The 16,008-nt window shown below is 67.1% G+C and carries 16 protein-coding genes and 1 tRNA gene; 10 read left to right on the top strand and 7 right to left on the bottom strand.

The window, feature by feature from the left end; translation table 11 throughout:
- Positions 1-8 precede the first annotated feature (8 nt).
- Together WJM96_RS12895 and WJM96_RS12890 are read right to left on the bottom strand one after the other, a co-directional pair.
- On the bottom strand, positions 9-245 hold the full coding sequence (locus WJM96_RS12895) for a hypothetical protein (RefSeq protein WP_424812896.1): 237 nt from the start codon (positions 243-245) through the stop codon (positions 9-11).
- Between the two features lie 79 nt (positions 246-324).
- Positions 325-639, bottom strand: a complete 315-nt coding sequence (locus tag WJM96_RS12890) for a TM2 domain-containing protein (protein ID WP_424812895.1) — start codon at positions 637-639, stop codon at positions 325-327.
- 83 nt (positions 640-722) lie between these two features.
- Between WJM96_RS12890 and WJM96_RS12885 the strand changes: the two genes are divergently transcribed.
- Complete coding sequence (locus WJM96_RS12885) at positions 723-1,355, top strand: glutathione S-transferase family protein (RefSeq protein ID WP_424812894.1); 633 nt, start codon at positions 723-725, stop codon at positions 1,353-1,355.
- 82 nt (positions 1,356-1,437) lie between these two features.
- Positions 1,438-1,530 (top strand) — tRNA-Ser (locus WJM96_RS12880).
- 85 nt (positions 1,531-1,615) lie between these two features.
- On the opposite strand, the gene WJM96_RS12875 is transcribed toward WJM96_RS12880, so the two are convergent.
- Both WJM96_RS12875 and WJM96_RS12870 read right to left on the bottom strand, forming a co-directional pair.
- Positions 1,616-2,179 carry a hypothetical protein gene (locus WJM96_RS12875; protein ID WP_424812893.1) on the bottom strand — a complete coding sequence of 188 codons (564 nt, stop codon included), beginning with the start codon at positions 2,177-2,179 and terminating at the stop codon, positions 1,616-1,618.
- A 32-nt stretch (positions 2,180-2,211) separates the two neighbouring features.
- Complete coding sequence (locus tag WJM96_RS12870; RefSeq protein ID WP_424812892.1) at positions 2,212-2,523, bottom strand: hypothetical protein; 312 nt, start codon at positions 2,521-2,523, stop codon at positions 2,212-2,214.
- A gap of 185 nt (positions 2,524-2,708) precedes the next feature.
- Between WJM96_RS12870 and WJM96_RS12865 the strand changes: the two genes are divergently transcribed.
- Positions 2,709-3,803 carry a glycosyltransferase family 4 protein gene (locus tag WJM96_RS12865; protein ID WP_424812891.1) on the top strand — a complete coding sequence of 365 codons (1,095 nt, stop codon included), beginning with the start codon at positions 2,709-2,711 and terminating at the stop codon, positions 3,801-3,803.
- A gap of 15 nt (positions 3,804-3,818) precedes the next feature.
- A complete protein-coding gene (locus WJM96_RS12860; protein ID WP_424812890.1) occupies positions 3,819-6,035 on the top strand; it encodes a glycogen debranching N-terminal domain-containing protein in 2,217 nt (738 codons plus the stop codon).
- Positions 6,036-6,059: 24 nt separating this feature from the next.
- Here WJM96_RS12860 and WJM96_RS12855 read toward each other — a convergent pair whose 3' ends face one another.
- Entirely contained in the window at positions 6,060-7,379 is a 1,320-nt protein-coding gene (locus WJM96_RS12855; protein WP_424812889.1) for an NtaA/DmoA family FMN-dependent monooxygenase, read from the bottom strand.
- Between the two features lie 22 nt (positions 7,380-7,401).
- The gene (locus tag WJM96_RS12850; RefSeq protein ID WP_424812888.1) at positions 7,402-8,706 is read right to left on the bottom strand and encodes an LLM class flavin-dependent oxidoreductase; all 1,305 of its coding nucleotides are present in this window, start codon (positions 8,704-8,706) and stop codon (positions 7,402-7,404) included.
- Between the two features lie 305 nt (positions 8,707-9,011).
- On the opposite strand from WJM96_RS12850, the gene WJM96_RS12845 reads away from it, so the two are divergent.
- Genes WJM96_RS12845 through WJM96_RS12820 form a run of 6 tightly spaced genes read left to right on the top strand, consistent with a single transcriptional unit; the run spans position 9,012 to position 14,561 of the window.
- Positions 9,012-10,121: an extracellular solute-binding protein gene (locus WJM96_RS12845; RefSeq protein WP_424812887.1), complete on the top strand. Its 1,110-nt coding sequence runs from the start codon at positions 9,012-9,014 to the stop codon at positions 10,119-10,121.
- 4 nt (positions 10,122-10,125) lie between these two features.
- A complete protein-coding gene (locus WJM96_RS12840; protein ID WP_424812886.1) occupies positions 10,126-11,064 on the top strand; it encodes a 2-hydroxyacid dehydrogenase in 939 nt (312 codons plus the stop codon).
- Positions 11,064-11,840 (top strand): class II aldolase/adducin family protein, encoded by a 777-nt coding sequence (locus WJM96_RS12835; protein WP_424812885.1) that lies wholly within the window; start codon positions 11,064-11,066, stop codon positions 11,838-11,840. Before WJM96_RS12840 ends, WJM96_RS12835 begins: the two co-directional genes overlap by 1 nt.
- Positions 11,837-12,937 (top strand): ABC transporter ATP-binding protein, encoded by a 1,101-nt coding sequence (locus WJM96_RS12830; protein ID WP_424812884.1) that lies wholly within the window; start codon positions 11,837-11,839, stop codon positions 12,935-12,937. Before WJM96_RS12835 ends, WJM96_RS12830 begins: the two co-directional genes overlap by 4 nt.
- Positions 12,934-13,770 carry an ABC transporter permease gene (locus WJM96_RS12825; protein WP_424812883.1) on the top strand — a complete coding sequence of 279 codons (837 nt, stop codon included), beginning with the start codon at positions 12,934-12,936 and terminating at the stop codon, positions 13,768-13,770. The genes WJM96_RS12830 and WJM96_RS12825 overlap by 4 nt, the downstream gene beginning before the upstream one ends.
- Complete coding sequence (locus WJM96_RS12820) at positions 13,770-14,561, top strand: ABC transporter permease (RefSeq protein WP_424812882.1); 792 nt, start codon at positions 13,770-13,772, stop codon at positions 14,559-14,561. The genes WJM96_RS12825 and WJM96_RS12820 overlap by 1 nt, the downstream gene beginning before the upstream one ends.
- Positions 14,562-14,568: 7 nt before the next feature.
- Here the strand turns inward: WJM96_RS12820 and WJM96_RS12815 are convergent, their stop codons facing one another.
- The gene (locus WJM96_RS12815; protein ID WP_424812881.1) at positions 14,569-15,936 is read right to left on the bottom strand and encodes a glycosyltransferase family 2 protein; all 1,368 of its coding nucleotides are present in this window, start codon (positions 15,934-15,936) and stop codon (positions 14,569-14,571) included.
- Between the last annotated feature and the right edge of the window lie 72 nt (positions 15,937-16,008).

Raw genomic sequence — 16,008 nt, 5'->3', positions numbered from 1 at the left:
CGAAAGCGTCAGGCCTGGGCGGGCTCGTCCTCGTCTTCCTCTTCGTTCAGCTCCTCGTCATCCTCATCGTCGATATCGAGGATGTCGGCATCGCGAACCACGGCGAGGCAGGCGGCATAGGTTTCCAGGAACCAGCCCCGGTCGCCATCCTCGTTCTTGCCCTCCGCGCTGGCGATCATGCGCAGCAGCGCGAGCGCCACGGCGGCGTCGCTGTCGCCTTCGATCTCGATCTTCACGTCCGACATGGCATCGCCTCTTCACGGGGTGGAGAGGCGATGAAAGCGCGGTCCGCGCGGCGTCAGCCACCGCGGATCGGTGACAATTTCAGCGGGCGATGCGGTCGATCAGGCGGTGGTTGTAGTCCTCCGCCATGCCGGGGATGAGCAGCGCGTCCAGCAGCCACCAGAGCGTGATGAAGCCGAGCCCGACATAGCCGATCAGCACGATGGTCAGCGCCAGCGACAGGCCGAAGATCGCGAGCATGACGAAGCCCGAGACCCAGCGGCCGAGATACATGCGATGCAGCCCGCCATATCCCAGGAAGAACCAGATGACGTAGGCCGCGACCGTCGAGCGGCTGGCGGCGTCGTAGCGCATGCGCGCGACCATGTCGTCGGAAGGGCGGGCGGGCGTGGACATCGTGGCTCCTGTCAGGCCCGGTTCCGCCGGGCGCGATCCGGCCATAAGGTGGTGTGGCATTCCGTCCAAGAAAAGGCACATGCATGGCGATCGAGCTGCACACCTGGAACACGCCCAATGGCCGCAAGATCAGCGTGGCGCTGGAGGAAATGGGGCTGCCCTACACGGTTACGACCGTGAACATCGGCAAGGACGAACAGTTCAAGCCGAGCTTCCTGGAATTCTCGCCCAACAACCGCATCCCGGCGATCCGCGACCCGGAGGGGCCGGACGGCAAGATGATCACCGTCTTCGAGAGCGGCGCGATCCTCTACTACCTCGCCGAGAAGACCGGGAAGTTCATGCCGAAGGACCTGCGAGGCCGGGTCGAGGTGATGGAGTGGGTGATGTGGCAGATGGGCGGCTTCGGCCCCATGCCCGGCCAGGTACATCATTTCCTGATGCAGCCCGAGGGGCCGGCGCGCGACTACGGCTTCAACCGCTACCACAAGGAGACGAAGAGGCTCTACGGGGTGCTGGACCGCCGCCTGAAGGGCCGCGACTTCGTGGCGACCGCGGCCGAGCCGAGCATCGCCGACTTTGCCATCCTGGGGTGGGCCTGGCGGCATGAGCGGCACCAGGTCTCCTTCGACGAGTTTCCGGAAGTGGGCGCGTGGTACGCCCGGATGATGGCGCGGCCGGCGACGGCGAGGGGCTTTGAGGTGGCGCTGAGCTAAGACTCGGCACGCCCGGTTTGACGGCGGGGCGGACCGCCTGTATCAACCGCCCCGCATACGCCGTGTGACTTTCCACTCCTGCGGAGGGGTGGCCGAGTGGCCGAAGGCGGCGGTTTGCTAAACCGTTATAGGGGGATAACCCCTATCGTGGGTTCGAATCCCATCCCCTCCGCCATTCATTTATCGTTTGTTTCAGTGCCTTATGCCCGCAGGCGGAGAGAGCTGCGCCTCGCGCGCGCTCGGGCAGCTCTCTCCCAAGATCAGCGACCGATCGGGCGGTCCGGCGTCTCCACGTACCCGGTCCAGCCCGAGGCACGATAATCCGCCTCCCGCGCGGCCAGATCGACATAGCTGTAGCGATCCAGGATGGTTCGCGCCTCCAGCTCGCGCGAATCATCGATCTTGACCGTCACGAGGCTGCCGCCGCGGCGGATGCCCTCGGCATAGACGTGGGCCTCGCTCTCGCTGATGCCGAGCCCGGTCAGGCTCCCGATGATGCCGCCGGCCGCGGCGCCGGCGCCGGCGCCGGTCAGCGTCGCCGCCAGGACACCCGCGGCCACGATGGGGCCGAAGCCAGGGATGGCGAGGGCGCCCAGCGCGGCAGCGAGCCCCGCGCCGCCACCCACGAGGGTGCCGACCGTGGCGCCGACCCCGGCTCCCGACTTGGCTTCCTCCTTGTCGGCGACGGACGTGTAGCGGTTGTCCTCATTCGCGGCGGCGATGCCGATGTCGGCGGCGGAGAAGCCCGCGGCTTCCAGGTCGCGCACGGCGGCCAGAGCGTCGTCGTGATTGTCGAAGAGGCGGCTGATGGTCTTGGTGGCCATTGTTCTCGTTCCTTTCGAAGGGTTCAACGCGCTCAGCGATTCACGGCCGGGGCGGTGCCCTCGGTCACGTTGCCCTGGAAATCCAGGGCGACCGCGGTGGGCGTTCCGTTGCGCATCGCGCGGCCGCGCCAGACGCCGTTGTCGTCCTTCCGCAGATCCGTGACGTTGGTGAAGCCGGCCGCCTCGATGCGGCTGCGGGCCTGGCCCTCGGTGAAGCTGTTGGCGCCGGCGGCGGGGGCGCCCGCCGTGGGCTGCGAGGGAGTGGTGGTCTGGGTCTGCGCCAGCGCCAGGGGCGAAGCCATCAGGGCAGCGACCAGAGCGATCGCCGAAATGGTGGGCCGCATGGGGAATACCTCCTGAGATTGTTGGAGCACGGGCTGCGCTCTCTCCGTCTAAACGACGGTCGCGTCGTCCCGGTTGGGCCCGGTGCCAGCGGCCACGCAAAATGTCGGGGTGGTGAGAGTGCATGCCGCCGACTGGGCTGATGGCGCGTTTGGCCGGATGTGCCCCCCTCCCGCGGAGATCCCCGATGAAGATCGCTCAGATTGCACCGCTTGCCGAAGCTTGTCCTCCGAAGCTCTATGGCGGAACTGAGCGGATCGTTTCGTATCTCACCGAAGAGCTGGTCCGGCAGGGCCATGATGTGTCGCTCTTCGCCAGCGGGGATTCCGTGACCGCTGCAACCCTCATCCCGTGCTCGGACGTGGCGCTGCGCCTGAACCCGGCCGTCAAGGATTTCGTGCCGCATCATGTCCTGATGCTGGAAGAGGTGAGGCGGCGCTTCGATGACTTCGACGTCCTGCACTTTCACACGGACATCTTTCACTACCCGATGATCCGCGACTTCGCCGACCGCACCGTCACGACTCTCCACGGCCGGCTGGACCTTCCCGACCTGCAGCCGTTCTACCGGACGTTCTCCGAGGTGCCGCTGGTGTCAATCTCCGACGCGCAGCGCCTGCCCATGCCGCCGGTGAACTGGGCGGGCACCGTCCATCATGGCTTGCCGGCCGATTTGCTGCCCTACAGCAGCCATCCCGGGGAGGGTTACCTGGCGTTTCTCGGGCGCATTTCGCCCGAGAAACGGCCCGATCGCGCCATCGAAATCGCAGCTCGCACGGGTGCTGAACTTCGGATCGCGGCCAAGGTCGACCGAGTGGACCAGGCCTACTGGGAAGAGAAGATCGCGCCTGTCGTCGCGGCTCACGACAACATCCGCTACATCGGCGAGATCAATGAGGGCCAGAAGGCCGAGTTTCTCGGCAACGCCAAGGCGTTGCTCTTCCCGATCGACTGGCCCGAGCCCTTCGGGCTGGTGATGATCGAGGCGATGTCGTGCGGCACGCCCATCATTGCCTTCAACTGCGGCTCGGTTCCGGAAGTCATTGCCCCGGGCATTTCCGGCTTCATCGTGAATTCTGTCGACGAAGCGGTCCAGGCCGTTGGTCGCCTCGACAGTTTGAAGCGTTCACAGGTGCGGGCCGCCTTCGAGGAGCGGTTCACGGCCGAGCGTATGGCAAAGGACTACGTGGCGATTTATCATGAGCTTTCCGGCGCCCGGCGCGACGCCGCCCGGCTGCGGCGCCAGCGTGGCGATGATATCGGATTGCAGGTGGTGGCCTGACCGGGAGGCCGACCCATGGATGATTCCAAGAGCGCCGAGGAAGTCGCCCAGACGACGGTTCCCGCCAACTCCACGCCGCTTGCCCAGTTCTTCATCCCAGCGGCGGCGTCGTTGCAGGAACGACGCCCCAGGACGTTGAAGCACGGCGATACCTTCGCTCTCTTCGACCATAACGGCGATGCCCATTCGGGTCCGGGCAGTCCGGAAGGTGTCTTTCACCGCGATACGCGGCATCTGTCCCAGCTCTACCTGACGGTGGACGGCACCCGGCCGATGCTGCTGAGCTCAACCCTGCGCGAAGACAATGCGATCCTCACCTGCGATCTGACGAACCCCGATCTCTATGATGGCGACGGCCAGATGATCCTCGGGCACGACCTGATGCATCTCCGTCGTTCGCGCTTCCTGTACAACGCCACCAGTTTCGAGCGCCTGGTGCTGCGGAATTTCGACGACCGTCCCCGCAAGGTCTCGGTGGAGCTCGCCTTTCGCGCCGATTTCGCCGATCTCTTCGAGGTCAGGGGCTCGGTCCGCTCGCGCCGCGGCGTGCTTCATGCGCCGGAGGTCGGCGACCGTACCGTCACCTTGAGCTATACCGGGCTCGATGAGGTCAGGCGCACGACGACCCTGGCGTTCGATCCGCCTCCCTCCCGCCTCTCCGGCGACCTGGCCGTGTTCGAGCTGGAGCTGGCGCCACGTGCGACGCATTCCCTTTTCCTTGAGGTCAATTGCGGCAACGAGGGGCTGAAGAATCATCCCCCGCGAAGGGCCTTCTTCACGGCGCTTCGGGATTCGCGGCGCGCGCTGCGGAGCGCGGCGTCGCGCGCGGCTTCCATCGCCACGTCGAACGAGATCTTCAACGAAGCGGCCAGGCGTTCCGTCGCCGATCTCTACATGCTGATCACGGATACCGACGAAGGTCCGTATCCTTACGCGGGCATCCCCTGGTTCAGCACCGTCTTCGGCCGCGATGCCCTGATCACGGCTCTCGAAACCCTCTGGATGGACCCCTCCATCGCGCGGGGCGTCCTGGCGCATCTGGCGGCCAACCAGGCCACCGAGGTCGACGCCGCGGCCGATGCGGAACCGGGCAAGATCCTGCACGAGGTCCGGCACGGCGAGATGGCCGAGCTGGGAGAGGTACCCTTCCGGCGGTACTACGGCAGTGTGGATTCCACTCCGCTCTTCGTCATGCTGGCGGGCGCCTATCTTCGTCGGACCGCGGATCTTGTCACCGTCCGGCGTCTTTGGCCGAACATCCAGGCGGCCTTGAAGTGGATGGACGAATACGGCGATCGCGACCGCGACGGCTTTCTCGAGTATGGGCGCCAGACGGCGGACGGGCTGATCAATCAGGGCTGGAAGGACAGCCACGATTCCATCTTTCACCGGGATGGCGCGCTGGCTAAGGGGCCCATCGCTCTCGCGGAGGTGCAGGCATACGCGTTCGGCGCCTGGCAAGCAGCGGCCGAGATCGCCCGCATGCTGGATCTGGCGCCCTTGGCCGAGGACTACAGGAAGCGGGCCGAGACCCTGCGCGCCGTGTTCGACGAACGGTTCTTCGACGAGGAGCTGGGCACCTACGTGCTGGCGCTCGACGGGGAGAAGAAGCCGTGCCGGGTGAAGAGCTCCAACGCGGGACACGTTCTTTTTACTGGGATTGCGTTAAGCGAACGCGCGGGCTCGGTGGCACGGACGCTGATGTCCCCTTCCTCCTTCTGCGGCTGGGGCGTTCGGACCATCGCGGCCTCGGAGGCGCGCTATAATCCGATGAGCTATCACAACGGCTCCATCTGGCCGCACGACAATGCGCTGATCGCCGCGGGGCTCGCCCGATACGGCTTCAAGAAGGAGGCTGCGCAGATCTTCCAGGGTCTTTTCGCCGCATCCACCTATATCGATCTGCGGCGGCTGCCCGAGCTGTTCTGCGGCTTCGGGCGTCAACGGAACCAGGGGCCGACCTTCTATCCCGTGGCTTGCGCGCCGCAGGCCTGGGCAGCGGCGGCGCCGCTGTTCCTGCTGCCGGTGTGCCTGGGGCTGGGATTCGACCCGGTGCAGTCGCGCATCATCTTCGACGAGCCCGTCCTGCCCGACTTCCTGCATGAGGTGACCCTGCGGAACCTCGCCATGGAGGGCCGTTCCGCAGATGTGACCCTCCGCCGTTCGGGGGCACAGGTCGTGGTCGACGTGCTGGAGAGGCGCGGTGGGGTGCGGGTCACCGCCACCAATTGACGTGCATGCTGCGGCGCGCCGCGGTCAGAACTCGCGCAGGTTGTCGCGGAACTGCTCGTAGCCATAGGCCTTGCGGGCGAGGCCGCGCGCCTGCAGGGCCGGGACCAGCCCGTCCGCGACCTCGGCCACCGCGCGGCGGCTGACATCGTTGGTGGAGATGAGGAAGCCATCGCCGCCGACTTCCTCCATCACCTCGCCCATGCGCGCCGCCACGCTGTCCGGCGTGCCCACCAGCGGGACGGAGCCCGAGGTGCCGCGATAGCTCAGCATCGCCTGCCGCAGCGACTTGCTGCCGACCGACTTCTTGAAATCGTCCAGCGTCGCCTGGTGGCCGTTTGTCTTGAGGTCCAGCGTGTCCACCGGCGCGTCGAGGTCGTAATTCGCGAAGTCGATGTTGGTGATCTTGCCGAAGAAGGCGAGCAGGATGGGCAGCTGAGCCTCGGCGCGCGCGGCCTTCTGCTTCTGGCGCAGCTCCGCCTCCTCCTGCGAGTCGCCGAGGATGGGCGTCACCAGGAACAGCACCTTGATCTCGTCCGGATTGCGGCCCATCGCGGCGGCCCGTGCGCGCACGTCGTCGCGATAGGCCTTCATCGCCGCCGTGCCCTTGATGCTGGCCACGATGGTGTCTGCGTATTGCGAGGCGAATTGCCGGCCGCGCGGGCTGCCGCCGGCCTGGGCGATCACGGGCCTCCCCTGCGGGCAGGGGCCGGAGTTGAGCGGGCCGCGGCAGCTGTACCACTTGCCCTGGAAGTCCACGGTATGGACCTTGGTGTGATCCACCAGCACGCCGGTCTCGGTGTTCGCGACCAGTGCGCCGGGCTCCCAGCTGTCCCACAGGCCGTTCACCACCTGCATGTACTCGTCGGCCATGTCGTAGCGCAGGTCGTGTTCCGGCAGGCCGTCCATGAAGCCGTAGTTCTTCGCCGCGTAGTCGCTGCTGCCCGTCACCATGTTCCAGCCGATGCGGCCGGAGGAGGCCTGGTCCATCGACGCGATCATGCGCGCCAGCAGGTAGGGCGGGTGGGTGAAGGTCGCGAAGGTGGGGACGATGCCGATGCGCTTGGTCGCGGCGGCCATCAGCGTCGCCGTCACGGCCGGGTCCTGGCGCGGCACCGCCAGGCCATGGGTCAGGTAGACCTCGCGCGAGCCGCCATAGCTTTCGCCGACATAGGAGCTGTCCTCAATCAGCACGTAGTCGAAGCAGGCACGCTCCAGTGCGCGGGCCATATCGGTGAAGAGTTCCGGCACCATCCAGTCGCGGCCGATGGCACCGGTCCAGGGCTCGCCCCAGGCCTGAACGGAAGAACCCTGGAGAAACCAACCCAGGTGGAACGGACGTGTCATTCGATGCAGGCCTTTCGGGCGGTCAAGGATTGGCGAGGTTTTCCCGGAGCGTGGCTCCGGCGTATTCGCGGCGGAACAGGCCGCGGCGCTGGAGCTCCGGCACCACATAGGTGCTGAAATCCTCCAGCATGCTCGGGAAGATGGTCGGCCAGACGATGAAGCCGTCGCAGGCGCGGGAGGTGAAGAAGTCCTCCAGGTGGTCGGCGATGCTCCGCGCCGTGCCCACCAGCAGGTCGCGCGGCTTGGCCACGGCGTCCTGGAAGGCGATCTTCTCCTGATCCATGAGCTGCATCACGCGGTCGATCGAGCCGCTGATGCCCTGATTGCCCTTGGCGGCGGCGAAGGATTCCACGTTGCGGTGCTTCGAGAGATCCGCGCCCATCAGCGAGGAGTTCAGCATCCGCTGCGCCTCGGGATCGATGAGCGACTGGAGATAGGCGTACTTCTCCTGCGCGATCTCTTCCGTCTCGCCCACCACGACGGCGAAGCTCGGCAGGACCTTGCAGTCCTCGGGGCGGCGGCCGTAGCGGTCCATCCGTGACTTCACGTCGTCGTAGAAGGCGATGGTGTCGGCCTTGCTGTGCGGCGTGCAGAAGATCATCTCGGCCCAGCGCGCCGCGAACTCGCGCCCGCGATCCGACGCGCCGGCCTGCAGGAAGACGGGCCGGCCCTGAGGCGTGCGCGGGATGGTGAGGGGGCCGTAGTTCCTGAACCACTTCCCCTCATGCACCGGGTAACGGACCTTCGCCGGGTCGATGAAGACACCCGACTCGCGGTCCATCACGAAGGCGTCGGGCTGCCAGCAGTCCCAGAGGTCGTTGCAGGCCTCCAGCACCTCGTCGGCCCGGTCGTAGCGCTGGTCCTTGGAGGGGATCTGCTCCATCCCGAAGTTGCGCGCCTCGAGGTTCGTCGCCGAGGTCACGACGTTCCAGGCCGCACGCCCGCCGGTCAGCATGTCGAGCGAGGCCAGCGTGCGCGCCAGGTGGTAGGGCGGCATCAGCGTGGTCGAGAGCGTCGCGCCGAGGCCGAGATGCTTCGTGACCCGCGCCATGACCGGCAGGATCATCAGCGGGTCGAGATAGGTGATCTGCCCCCCATAGCGGAGATACGCGTCGAAGTTCCCGCCATGGATGTCCGGGAGGCCGAAGGTGTCGGCATAGAAGCAGGCATCGAAGCAGGCGGTCTCGAGCACGCGGGCGATGTGCTCGTATCGCTCGGGCGCGAAAATGTCGCCGAGCGTGGCTTCGGGATGGCGCCAGGCGCCGGGGTGGTTCGCGGTCGGGCCCGTCTTGAGATAGGCGACCAGATGCATCCGGCGCTGGGTCACCGCGCGGCGACCCGGCAACATGCGGGCGGACAGGGACGTGCCATGCAGCCTCCAGGAGGGATGCGGGGACGACCGTGCTGTTTTCGACTGGCGCTTTCCGAAACTATGCGGGAGGGGAGGGCCGCGCGCAATCTGGGGGGGATCGTGGTGGCCCGGATTGCAGGATGCGCGGCGCTATGGTCATGTCGGCGACGGGAAGATCTCACGCCAGCCCTGCGGCGACCACAAAGGTCGCGGCCTGGACGCATGATGCCGCGCGGCAAGGACCGCGGGCGCATCCTCCGGGCTCGTCGAGGAGAGACGATATGCAGAGCTTCCAGCAGGATTGCGTCGAACTGGCGCACGAAAAGTTCCGCCGTGGCGAAATCGACCGGCGCGCGCTGCTGGCCGGGCTGGCTGCCCTCGGCGCCGCGCCCATGATGGCGGGCGAGGCGGGCGCCCAGGCGCCGCGCCAGATGGTGATGGTGAACTGGGGCGGCCTCGCCAACCAGGGCTTCAACGCCAATTACGGCGAGCCCTTCATGGCCGCCAATCCGGGCTGGCGCGTGGTGCAGGACGGTTCCGGCCCTGCCACCGGCCGCATCCGCTCCATGGTGGAGAGCGGCCGCGTCACCTGGGACCTCTGCGACAGTTCCGCCACTGCGGCGGTGCTGCTGGGCGGGCTGAACATGCTGAACCGCATGGACTACAACATCATCAAGCGCGAGGACGTGATCGGTCCGACCTTCGCGATGGAATACGGCGCGGCGCCCTACTCCTTCAGCAGCGTGCTGGTCTACGACAGCAGCAAGTTCCCCAATGGCGGCCCGACCAGCTGGGCGGATTTCTGGGACCTGCAGAAATTCCCCGGCACGCGCCTGCTGCGCCGCGACGCCTCCTGCGTGCTGGAGGCCGCGCTGATGGCCCTCGGCAAGGCGCCGGCGAGCCTCTATCCGCTCGACGTGCGTGCCGCCCTGGCGAAGGTGCGCGAGATCCGGCGCAACCTGGTCTTCTGGAATGGCGGCGCGGAGTCGGAGCAGTTCATCCGCACAGGCGAGGCGGTGATGGGCCAGATCTGGCACACCCGCGCGAGCGTGCTGGAGAAGGAGAGCAACGGCCGCTTCAAGTTCATCTGGAACCAGGGAATCCTGCAGCCTGGCATCATGGTCAGCCCGCGCGGCAATCCCGGCGGCGAGATGGTGCAGCGCCTGCTGGCCTCCATGCTCGCCGGCGCGGAAAGGCAGGTCGACCTGCTGAAGCTGCTGGGCAACGGCCCGACCAATCCGCGCGCCGCCGCCCTGGTCCCGGAGGAATTCAAGCGCTTCAACCCGACCGAGCCCGGGAATGCGAGCCAGCAGGTGCCGATGGATGGCGTGTGGTGGGGCGCCAACTACCAGCGCGTCAATGCCGACTTCATCGACATGGTGACGGGCTGAGGGGATGGTCCTCGTCGTGCAATCCGGCGGCGCCAAGGCGGTGCCGGAATGGCGGAGCTGCTTCGCCGAGCTCGTTCCCGATCTCGAGGTCATCGGTTGGGACGACCCGGCCCTTCGGCCCGAGGCGGTGGACTATGCCCTGGTCTGGGACCCCGATCCCACGCGGCTGGCCTCGCTGACCTCGCTGCAGGCGGTGTTCTGCTCGGGCGCTGGGGTCGAGCATCTCGTCGCCAATCCCGGCCTCAAGCCCGGTATCCCCGTCGTGCGCTGCGTTCCGCCCGAGGCGGGGCAGCGCATGGGCGAATACGTATGCTGGGCGGTGCTGGCGCTCGCCAAGGAGACGCGCCGCGCCGCGCTTCTCCAGGCTGAGCGCCGCTGGGAATATTACGAGCCCTATCTCTCGGCGGCGGACCGGCGCGTCGGCATCATGGGCATGGGCCATATGGGCCAGCGCACGGCCGAGATGCTGCGCGGCCTCGGTATTCAGGTCCACGGCTGGTCGCGCTCGCGCAAGTCCATTCCGGGCGTCCAGAGCTTTGCCGGCGCGGCGGAGTTCGACGCCTTCCTGGCGCAGACGGATGTGCTGGTCTGCCTGCTGCCCTCCACCCCCGAGACGGATGGGCTGATCGCGGCGCCGCTGCTGTCGAAGCTGCCGAAGGGCGCCGGCCTGGTGCAGGCCGGGCGGGGCGCGCAGCAGGTGGTGCCCGACATCCTGGCGGCGCTGGATTCCGGCCAGCTCTCCGGCGCGGTCATCGACGTCTTCGCGCCCGAGCCGGTGCCGCCGGAGGATCCGGTCTGGACCCATCCCGGCGTCATCGTGACGCCGCATCTCGCAAGCATCCCGAACCGTCCGGAACGCGCCCGCTACATCGCCGCCGCCATCCACGCGCTCCGGCGCGGCGAGGCGCCGGCCCATCTCTACGATCATTCGCGAGGCTACTGATGAACGTCATCCTTCCCCCGCCGCCGGTGAAGCCCGATCCGGCCCGCCAGCAGACCGAGCAGGAGATCCGCGAGGATCTGGCCGCCGCCTATCGCCTCATCGCGCATTTCGGCATGACGGACCTGGTCTTCACCCACCTCTCGGCCCGCTTGCCGGGGGAGGGGCATCGCTTCCTGGTGAACCCCTACGGGCTGCTCTTCGAGGAGATCACCGCCTCCAGCCTCGTCGTCGTGGATGCGGATGGCGAGCCGAAGCAGGCGACCAGCTGGCCGGTGAACCCGGCGGGCTTCGTCATCCACTCGGCCGTGCACCGCGCGCGGCACGACGCGATGTGCGTCATGCACACACACACGCTGGCGGGCATGGCGGTGGCGGCGCAGAAGGGCAGCATCCTGCCGCTCAACCAGATGAGCATGGAGATTGTCGGCAATGTCGCCATCCATGGCTATGAGGGCGTGGCGGCGGACGACAACCTCTCGGAGCGCGAGCGGCTCGTGCTCGACCTCGGCGAGAAGCCCTGCATGGTGCTGCGCCATCACGGCCTGCTGACGGTGGGGCAGACGGTCGCCGAGGCCTTCTACTGGATGTACTATCTGGAGCAGGCGTGCCGCATCCAGCTCGCCGCGCAATCCTCTGGCGCCGAACTGGAGATGCCCTCCGACAAAACCGTCGCGCGTACGCGCGCCCAATTCTCTGTCGGGCCGACCAAGGGCTGGCTGCCCTGGCAGGCGCTGCGGCGGAAGCTGGACCGCGAGCAGCCGGATTATCGCCATTGAGCAAGGCCGGGCACGCCCTGGCCATCCAGGGGCTGACCAAGCGCTACGGCAGTTTCACCGCGGTCGACGAGGTCTCGCTGGACGTCGCGCAAGGGCAGTTCCTGACGCTGCTCGGCCCCAGTGGCTCCGGCAAGACGACCATCCTCATGGCGGTGGCGGGCTTCGTGGAGCCGACCTCCGGCGTTCTGCTGCTGGATGGGCGCGACATCACGCCCCTGCCGCCGGAGAAGCGCGAGTTCGGCATGGTCTTCCAAGGCTATGCGCTGTTCCCGCACATGAGCGTGGCCGACAATGTCGGCTTTCCGCTGCGCGTCCGCGGGCAGTCGCGCGCCGACCGCGACGCCAAGGTGCGCGCGGCGCTCGACCTCGTCCAGCTCGGCAAGTTCGCGGACCGGTTGCCGCGCCAGCTTTCCGGTGGGCAGCAGCAGCGCGTGGCGCTGGCCCGCGCGCTGGTCTTCGACCCCATGCTGCTGCTGCTGGACGAGCCGCTTTCCGCGCTCGACAAGAAGCTGCGGGCGGAGCTCCAGGAGGAGCTGAAGGCGCTGCATCGGCGCATCGGCCGCACCTTCATCAACGTGACGCATGACCAGGAGGAGGCGCTCTCTCTCTCCGACCGGATCGCGATCCTGAACCATGGCAAGCTGGTGCAGGTGGGCGATCCGAACACGCTCTACGAGCGGCCGCGCACGCGCTTCGTGGCGGATTTCCTGGGCAAGTCCAACTTCATTGGCGGCATCGCGCGCGGCCCCGACGCGCAGGGCATGCTGCTGGAGGCCGGGCCTCTGGGCGTGCATGTGCGTTTCGCCGGGCCTGTCCCGATCCCGGCAAGGGATGCGCGCGCGCTGCTGTCGCTGCGGCCGGAGAAGATCGCGGTCCTGAGCGAGGGCGAGGGGGCGGAGAACGTGGTGGAGGGCACCATCCGCACCTGGTCCTACCTGGGCGCCGGCTTCTCCCTGGTCGTGGCGACGGAGCATCTCGGCGAGATCCGCGCGATTCTGCCGGCCTGGAAATCCGCCATTGCCCCCGCCGAGGGTTTGCGCATCCGCCTCGGCTGGGCGGCCGATGCCGCCGTTCCCGTCGAGGAGGATATGCCATGACGCGCACCAGTGCCGGCTGGTGGTGGCTGATCCTGCCTGCGGTGCTGCTGCTTCTGGTTTTCTACATCGCCCCCATCGCGCAGGTGCTGGCGATCAGCTTCACCGAGCCCGATCCGGGCCTCGGCAATTACGAGCGCCTCTTCACGTCGGAGAGCATCCAGCGCGTGATCATGACGACGCTGCGCATCTGCCTCATCACCACGGCGATGGCGCTGCTGCTGGGCTATGCCGTCGCCTATGCCATCACCCTGGCAAGCCCGCGCGCGCGGGGCTGGTGGATGCTGGCCGTGCTCGTGCCGCTCTGGATCTCCGTCCTCGTCCGCGCCTTCGCCTGGGTGACGCTGCTGCGGCGCCAGGGGCTGGTGAACGACACGCTGATGGGCTGGGGCCTGATCTCCGAGCCGCTGCCGCTCGTGTGGAACGAGTTCGGCATCCTCGTCGGCATGGTGCACTACATGGTGCCCTTCGCCGTGCTGCCCATGCTCTCCGCGATGCGCGAGATCGACCCGCGCCTGCTGGCCGCCGCGCGCGGCCTTGGTGCAACGCGGGGACAAGTCTTCCGACAAGTATTCCTGCCGCTCTCCATGCCGGGGGTCATCGCGTCCGGCGTGCTGGTCTTCATCTTCTCGCTGGGCTTCTACATCACGCCGGCCATCCTGGGCGGCGGCAAGACGCTGATGGTCGCGGAGTGGATCAGCCTGCAGATCCTCGACCTCATCCGCTGGGGGCTCGGCACCATGATGGCCACGATGCTGATCGTCGCGATCCTCGTGACGCTCGGCGTCTTCTCGCGCGTGGTGGATCTGCGGCGCATGTTCGGGGCGGGCGGCTGATGCACGGAACCTATACAGCCGGCCCGGCCGGCCGAAGCCTGGCCTGGGCGACGGCGATGTATCTGGTGCTGCCGATCCTGATCGTGATCCCGGTGGCGCTGACCGACCAGCGATTCCTGTCGCTTCCGCAGGAGGGGATCAGCTTCCGGCATTTCGCGACGGTGCTGACCTCGGAGGAATGGCTGGGCTCCATCTGGCAGTCCTTCACCATCGCATTGGCCGCGACGGCGCTGGCGGTGACGGCGGGCACGCTCTGCGCCATCGGCTGCTGGCGCATCTCCCGCCGCTCAACCGACCTGATCCGCGTGGTGATGCTGCTGCCGCTGATCATCCCCTCGATCGTCTATGCCATCGGGCTCTACCGGTATTTCGGGCCGCTCGGCCTGCTGGACCGCTTTCTGGGCGTGGTGCTGGCGCACGGCGTCACGGGGATTCCCTATGTGGTCATCACCGTCTCGACGGCGCTGGCCGGCTTCGACCCCCGGCTGGAGCAGGCCGCACGTGGCATGGGCGCCTCGCTCTCGCAGACGCTGCGCTGGGTGATCCTGCCGCGCATCATGCCGGGCATCGTCTCGGGCGCGATCTTCGCCTTCATCCACTCCTGGGACGAGCTGGTGATGGTGCTCTTCATCGCGAGCCGCGAGGTCTTCACCCTGCCACGGCGCATCTGGGACGGCATCAACGAGAACCTGGATCCGGCCATGGCCGCCGTGGCGGTGCTGCTGATCCTCTTCACGCTGCTGCTGCTGCTGGGCGACCGCGCGCTGCGCCGGCGCTCCGAGGCGGGGTGAAGGCGGCCTACTGGCGCCGGAGCCGCATCACCTGCGCGGCGATGGAGCGCGGCGTCAGCCCCAGCGGCGCCAGATTGTCATGGAGGCGCCTGAGCACCCGGAAGGTGGGTGAGGAGATGTGAGCCTGGAGCTCCACATTCGCACGCGTCAGCTCGGCGAGCTGACCGGCGTTCCAGAGCAGGGCCTCATTGCTCTGGCGGAGAGCCTCGGTAGCCAGGCGGAGCTCCTCGGCCAGGACGGTATTCTGCTGCACCAGCTCGGCGCAGACGGCGCTTTGCCGCACGAGTTCCACGTGCCGATCGGCGCTCTCACGCCGCACTTCGGCGAGATGGTCCTGGAGTTGCTGCTGCGTCTGCCTGAGGCCGTCCAACTCGCTCTCCATGTGCGCCAGCTGCCCGGCAAGCCGCGCCTTGTCGCCCTGGAGGCTGGAATTTTCATCGGCCAGACTCGTGCGCGCGGCATGGAGCTGCGCCCGGTCCACGGCCATCGCGCCGGCGATGTGAAGAATGTCCTGGAGCGCTGAGGACCGCTTCATCCCGAGGCGATCGGGCCCGCCGCGATGCCGCAACGGCGCGAAGACCGTCTCCTGCGGAATAGCGTCGCCTTCCCGTGCCGAATAGGCGCGGGAGTGCTTCGGCATCAGCTTCTCGAGCTGATCGATCCCCTCGGAATTCAGGGCCCCATAGGGAGCGATGTAGTGGAAGCCGTACTCGCGGTTCCAACCCGGCATCGCCTCGTACTTCAGATATCCGCGCGCGACCTTCGCGGCATACTGCTCGACGCTGCGGATGGGAAAGTGGCACAGGTGGATGTCCGGGCTCGGGACAGCTTCGATCCATTGGCCGTCCCGCATCACCCCATGATTGCCCGGAGCGATGACGAGGCCGGCATCGACGATCGCGGCGGGGATGAGGACCTTGTTGAAATCGCTCCGCGGCGGCATGCGCGAGGTGAAGCGCCGCACGAGAATGGGCTGGTCTTCGGCCGAAAGCTGTGGCGGCCAGGTGAAATTCTCCCAGGCGAGGGCGAGGGGGACGGGTCCCGCGTCCCGCAGGATGTCCCGCAGGTCCATCGCTTCGGAAGGCTCGATGAATTCATCCGCGTCGAGCGGTGCGACCCAGTCGGCGCCAAACTCATCCACCGCCATGTGGAGAAGCTGCGTCATATAGCGGCTCTGCTCGTAGCCGACGGTCGGCTCACGCAGAACCACCAGGGGAAGCCCCTCGTCGCGCAGCGCGCATAGGGCCTCAAAAGTCCCGTCCGTGCTGCCATCATCGAGTATAATGACAGTATCGAAATAGAATGCGTGATGACGCACGAAGGATTCGATGATGTCGGCTTCGTTATAGACCCGACCAATAGCGATCAGCTTCACGAAAACCTCGCATCCGATGCATTTCGACCGGCGTTCTTCCTAAAGCATGCGAAAGAATGAACATAATGTCAA

It is taken from the genome of Roseococcus sp. YIM B11640 (assembly GCF_049727625.1).
In the GTDB taxonomy this organism is placed as follows: Bacteria; Pseudomonadota; Alphaproteobacteria; order Acetobacterales; family Acetobacteraceae; genus Roseococcus.
The sequence above is the reverse complement of the archived record's forward strand: the minus strand, read 5'-3'. Positions and strand labels throughout refer to the sequence as shown.

Excerpts from the sequence above, each read along its gene's own strand:
- WJM96_RS12835 (WP_424812885.1), top strand. The coding sequence starts at position 11,064 with ATGAACGTCATCCTTCCCCCGCCGCCGGTGAAGCCCGATCCGGCCCGC.
- WJM96_RS12855 (WP_424812889.1), bottom strand. The coding sequence starts at position 7,379 with ATGACACGTCCGTTCCACCTGGGTTGGTTTCTCCAGGGTTCTTCCGTT.
- WJM96_RS12860 (WP_424812890.1), top strand. The coding sequence starts at position 3,819 with ATGGATGATTCCAAGAGCGCCGAGGAAGTCGCCCAGACGACGGTTCCC.
- WJM96_RS12895 (WP_424812896.1), bottom strand. The coding sequence starts at position 245 with ATGTCGGACGTGAAGATCGAGATCGAAGGCGACAGCGACGCCGCCGTG.
- WJM96_RS12840 (WP_424812886.1), top strand. The coding sequence starts at position 10,126 with ATGGTCCTCGTCGTGCAATCCGGCGGCGCCAAGGCGGTGCCGGAATGG.
- WJM96_RS12890 (WP_424812895.1), bottom strand. The coding sequence starts at position 639 with ATGTCCACGCCCGCCCGCCCTTCCGACGACATGGTCGCGCGCATGCGC.
- WJM96_RS12870 (WP_424812892.1), bottom strand. The coding sequence starts at position 2,523 with ATGCGGCCCACCATTTCGGCGATCGCTCTGGTCGCTGCCCTGATGGCT.
- WJM96_RS12825 (WP_424812883.1), top strand. The coding sequence starts at position 12,934 with ATGACGCGCACCAGTGCCGGCTGGTGGTGGCTGATCCTGCCTGCGGTG.
- WJM96_RS12845 (WP_424812887.1), top strand. The coding sequence starts at position 9,012 with ATGCAGAGCTTCCAGCAGGATTGCGTCGAACTGGCGCACGAAAAGTTC.
- WJM96_RS12875 (WP_424812893.1), bottom strand. The coding sequence starts at position 2,179 with ATGGCCACCAAGACCATCAGCCGCCTCTTCGACAATCACGACGACGCT.
- WJM96_RS12885 (WP_424812894.1), top strand. The coding sequence starts at position 723 with ATGGCGATCGAGCTGCACACCTGGAACACGCCCAATGGCCGCAAGATC.
- WJM96_RS12865 (WP_424812891.1), top strand. The coding sequence starts at position 2,709 with ATGAAGATCGCTCAGATTGCACCGCTTGCCGAAGCTTGTCCTCCGAAG.
- WJM96_RS12820 (WP_424812882.1), top strand. The coding sequence starts at position 13,770 with ATGCACGGAACCTATACAGCCGGCCCGGCCGGCCGAAGCCTGGCCTGG.